We start from the raw sequence: 4,894 nt of genomic DNA, 5'->3' as shown, positions 1-4,894 counted from the left end.
TATGACAGCACCGAGGACTCCGACTTTGCTGTGGGGATCGCTCAAGCACAAATCCAGTACCAACAAGGGCAATATGAACCTTGCTTAGCAACACTATTACGCCTGCATAAACAACAGGCGCATCACCCCTTCGTTCTAAAGCTCTTGAAGTCGGTATACTTAAAATTAGAAGATTGGCACAACCTGATAAAGCTCCTGCCCTCCTTGCAAAAAGATGCCAAACTCGGCACTGATGAAATCAAAGCCGTCGAGTCTCTCGCCTGGAATAATCTTTTTGTACAGAAAACCGACGAGCTAATTAACCGCGCTCAACAAGACGCTGCCGACGATATTCTCGCAGGTTTATGGCAGTGTGTACCAACACCATTACAATTCGACGCGCAGTTGCTTGAAACGTACGCACTACAGCTTATTCGCCTTAACAACGATCACGAGTGCGAAACCTTAATCCGAAAAGCCTTGGAAAAGAAATGGGACGACAGGCTGGTTCGCGTCTATGGAATGGTCGCCGCTCAAAACACTTCCGAGCAACTGATCCACGCCGAACAATGGCTAAAAAGCAGACCCAACAATGCCAGCTTATTGCTAGCACTTGGTAGGCTTTGCCTAAGAAATGGTTTATGGGGGAAAGCTCAAGAATACTTTGAAGCGAGCAACAAACTACACGAAAACAAGGAAAGTCTCGCGGAGCTATGTCGCCTGAATATACGCCTAAATGCGAAAAATAATGCCGACAAAGAAGTATTCGAAGGGCTTATCGAGAATCTTGAGCTGCCAAAATTGCCCCTACCTGAGTCTCGATAGCCACTGAGCTAGACAGTATTTCTGCTTGGCTCTAAAACCATCATGCTTGCGCCACTAATATTTAAGAACGTGGCGCATATTCCAGAACATCGGAGAAGAAGTCTTGTTCTTCTAATCCGGCTTCCAGCAAGGCGTCCATTGCAGAATGAACAAGCTTTGGCGAGCCACTAACAAAAACCTTACTATCCGCTAAATTTGAAAAGTCTGCTAATACCGCATCACTCAATTGATTGTGATGAGCGTTTGCATCTATGTTTTCAATGTCTGCGATAAGCGGGTGGAATTCAAAGTGATCATATTTCGATGCCCACTCCTCAGCCAACTCTGCCAAGTACATATCTTCTTCTTTTCTAACTCCCCAATATAAGGCAAGCGGAAGCGAATAATTCTGCGCCAGGAGATAGTCAATAATAGACTTCATTTGAGCAAAGCCGGTACCAGCAGCCATCAAGATTAGCGGCTTATCAGGCACTTTTGGCAAACAAGCCTTTCCAAACGGTAAAGAGATCGTGACACTGGCTCCACTCTCCAACGCGTCCTTACAGTAGTCCACAATTTCAACCGCTGAGTTCAAGTGCGGATCAGCCTGAATGTGGAGGGTGATTTCTCGCAAGCCAGGCGCTGAAGCGATAGAAAAATAACTACCAGCATCCTTACCCGGCATCTCAAGTGCCAAATACTGCCCGGCATAAAACTCCGGCAGCTTGCCCGCAGGTAACTGCAACTCAACTTTATAAACATGCCCTCTAATCACTTCGACAGCGATTACTCGGCAAACCGTTTTCTTCACAGGCAATTCTCCTGGCCCATAGATATTATCTATTGTAATTTTGCTTGAGTTCACTGGCCAAGTCTGGCACAGCAACAAGTCTTTCTGTAGTGGCCCCTGAACCAGCTCCCTTCGGGGGCCGAATTCAACTTCGCCAGAAACGAGCTTGGCCCGGCATATCTCACAAACCCCGTTGCGGCAACTGACGGGCAACTTCAAGGCATATCTGTCAGCAATTTCATATACTGACTCTCCCGCATCAAAAGCCAATTCGTATGTGCGAAGCTGGCCTTCAACCCGTGACTCTATTTCGAGCACGTTCACTTGGACTGATCACCACCAAAGATGCCCAAGTCGTCCCACCTTTCATCAACTCGAGACTTTATCTCGTCAGTCATGGTAATTGGTTCACCCCATTCCNGGTTTGTTTCACCCGGCCATTTATTGGTTGCATCAAGACCCATCTTGGAGCCTAAGCCCGATACTGGCGAAGCGAAGTCCAAATAGTCTATCGGTGTGTTTTCAACCAAGGTGATATCTCTTGCCGGATCCATACGTGTCGTAATTGCCCAAATCACATCTTCCCACTCTCGTGCGTTAACGTCATCATCCAAGACAATTACGAACTTGGTATACATAAACTGGCGAAGGAAGGACCACACGCCCATCATCACGCGTTTAGCATGCCCTGGGTATTGCTTCTTCATCGTTACAACGGCCAGGCGATATGAGCATCCTTCCGGCGGCAAATAAAAATCGACAATTTCAGGAAACTGCTTTCTTAGAATCGGTACAAAGACTTCATTCAAAGCTAAACCGAGAATCGCAGGCTCATCAGGCGGCCGACCAGTATAAGTACTGTGGTAAATCGCATTTTTTCGATGAGTAATACGCTCGACAGTAAATACCGGAAAGGTATCCACTTCATTGTAATAACCAGTATGATCACCGAAGGGTCCTTCGGGTGCGACTTCATCAGGGTAAATGAAGCCCTCCAATACTATCTCTGCACTCGCTGGCACTGATAGGTCACTCAAGCCCGCTTTAGTCACTTCAGTTTTACTATCACGTAACAAGCCAGCAAAGGCATATTCAGATAAGGTATCGGGCACGGGCGTTACTGCACCGAGTATTGTTGCTGGATCAGCACCTAAAGCCACCGCAACCGGGAAAGGTTTACCTGGGTGTTTTTGCTGCCACTCTCTGAAGTCTAGTGCGCCACCACGGTGAGATAGCCAGCGCATGATCAGCTTATTCTTTGCAATCAACTGCTGGCGATAAATCCCCAGATTCTGGCGAGACTTTTCAGGCCCTTTTGTAATCACCAAAGACCAGGTCACCAAAGGTCCTGCATCGCCTGGCCAGCAAGTCTGGATAGGAAGCTTATACAGATCCACCTGATCTTTTTCGATAAGCACTTCCTGACAGGCAGCCGAGCGGACCTCTTTGGGCCCCATCGCCATCACCTTTTTAAATATCGGTAGCTTTTGCCAGGCATCCTTAAAACCTTTAGGTGGTTCAGGTTCTTTAAGAAATGCCAAAAGTTTGCCCACTTCACGTAGTGCACTGACGTCTTCTTGCCCCATTCCTAAGGCAACGCGCCGCGTTGTACCAAAAAGATTTGCCAACACTGGCATATTGTAACCCTTTGGGTTTTCAAACAGTAAAGCAGGCCCTCCTGCACGTAAAGTACGATCACATATCTCGGTCATTTCCAGATAAGGATCGACTTCCTGAGCAATACGCTTCAACTCACCTTGCGCTTCAAGTTGTTTGATAAAACTTCGGAGGTCATCATATTTCATAACTGACACAACAATCTCAATTCAATTCATAAAAAAACCGGTATAAATACCGGTTTATATTCTAGCCTGACGATGTTTAATTCAGCTCAAAAGTTTTATTTAACAAAGCTTTTGAGCCATCAACAACAGCCTATCGCTTCTTCATCGACAAGAAGAACTCATCATTTGTTTTAGAGTCTTTCAGCTTATCGAGAATAAATTCTAATGCTGCTAAGTCGTCATCCATACTATGCAATAGTTTACGCAGTATCCAAACACGCTGAAGCTCATCTTCACTCATCAACAAGTCTTCTCGACGCGTTCCTGAACGGCGAATATTAATCGCAGGATATACTCGCTTCTCGGCACAACGACGATCAAGGTGTACTTCCATATTACCGGTACCCTTGAACTCTTCGTAAATAACCTCGTCCATTTTAGAGCCGGTATCAACAAGAGCTGTTGCAATAATTGTCAGGCTTCCACCTTCTTCAACATTTCGAGCAGCACCAAAGAAGCGCTTCGGACGTTCAAGTGCGTGTGCATCAACACCACCCGTTAAGACCTTACCCGACGATGGAATAATCGTATTATAGGCACGAGCCAAACGCGTAATAGAGTCAAGGATAATGACGACATCTTTCTTATGCTCAACCAAACGTTTTGCTTTCTCGATAACCATCTCGGCTACCTGAACGTGACGAGCTGGTGGCTCATCGAAGGTACTGGCTACAACCTCACCACGAACCGAACGCTGCATTTCCGTTACTTCTTCTGGACGCTCGTCAATCAACAATACCATGAGGTGACACTCAGGGTTGTTGCGCGCGACAGACTGAGCAATATTCTGCATCATCAAGGTCTTACCCGCTTTCGGCGGAGAAACAACCAAGCCACGCTGTCCTTTACCAATTGGAGCAACCAAATCAAGAATACGCGCTGACAAATCTTCTGTACTACCGTTACCGGCTTCCAGAATAAGACGATCATTTGGAAACAAAGGGGTCAGGTTTTCAAATAAAATCTTATTTTTCGAGTTCTCAGGTTTATCAAAGTTGATCTGACTAACTTTCAAAAGCGCGAAATATCTCTCGCCGTCTTTCGGCGGACGGATTTTCCCGGAAATCGTATCCCCGGTACGCAAATTGAAACGTCTAATTTGGCTAGGTGAAACGTAGATATCATCTGGTCCAGCCAGATATGAGCCTTCTGCTGATCGCAAAAATCCAAAGCCATCCTGAAGAATCTCTAAAACACCATCTCCATATATGTCTTCGCCACTTTTTGCATGGCGCTTCAATATAGAAAAGATAACTGTTTGTTTTCGAGATCGAGCAAGATTATCCAAGCCCATTTCGGCAGCAATTTCGAGTAATTCTGGAACGCTTTTTTTCTTAAGTTCGGTAAGATTCATATTATGTAAAAGTTCAAATAGATACAGCGCGAGGCCGTTAAAGGAAAGTTGTGATGAATTTAATTTTTTTGGCGGAGTGCCACCCCAAATCGGGGATATTGTCAATAAAGATAGCGCAGATTA

4 protein-coding genes are annotated in these 4,894 nt (G+C 45.7%); 1 reads left to right on the top strand and 3 read right to left on the bottom strand.

Annotated elements, in window-relative coordinates; all coding sequences use genetic code 11:
* On the top strand, positions 1-804 hold an 804-nt coding region (locus tag A3761_RS14125; RefSeq protein WP_369808222.1), incomplete at its 5' end, for a heme biosynthesis protein HemY.
* 61 nt (positions 805-865) lie between these two features.
* Here the strand turns inward: A3761_RS14125 and A3761_RS14120 are convergent.
* The 3 genes from A3761_RS14120 to rho form a co-directional block, all read right to left on the bottom strand.
* Positions 866-1,897 (bottom strand): 2Fe-2S iron-sulfur cluster-binding protein, encoded by a 1,032-nt coding sequence (locus tag A3761_RS14120; RefSeq protein ID WP_082865348.1) that lies wholly within the window; start codon positions 1,895-1,897, stop codon positions 866-868.
* On the bottom strand, positions 1,894-3,378 hold the full coding sequence (ubiD, locus tag A3761_RS14115; protein ID WP_068750381.1) for a 4-hydroxy-3-polyprenylbenzoate decarboxylase: 1,485 nt from the start codon (positions 3,376-3,378) through the stop codon (positions 1,894-1,896). The genes A3761_RS14120 and ubiD overlap by 4 nt, the downstream gene beginning before the upstream one ends.
* A 130-nt stretch (positions 3,379-3,508) precedes the next feature.
* Positions 3,509-4,771 (bottom strand): transcription termination factor Rho, encoded by a 1,263-nt coding sequence (rho, locus tag A3761_RS14110; RefSeq protein ID WP_068512781.1) that lies wholly within the window; start codon positions 4,769-4,771, stop codon positions 3,509-3,511.
* Positions 4,772-4,894 lie beyond the last annotated feature (123 nt).

This window comes from Oleiphilus sp. HI0123, from assembly GCF_001635315.1.
The sequence above is the reverse complement of the archived record's forward strand: the minus strand, read 5'-3'. Positions and strand labels throughout refer to the sequence as shown.

What these genes read in the sequence shown, in the direction of transcription:
- rho (WP_068512781.1), bottom strand. Translation starts at nt 4,771, where the DNA reads ATGAATCTTACCGAACTTAAGAAAAAAAGCGTTCCAGAATTACTCGAA.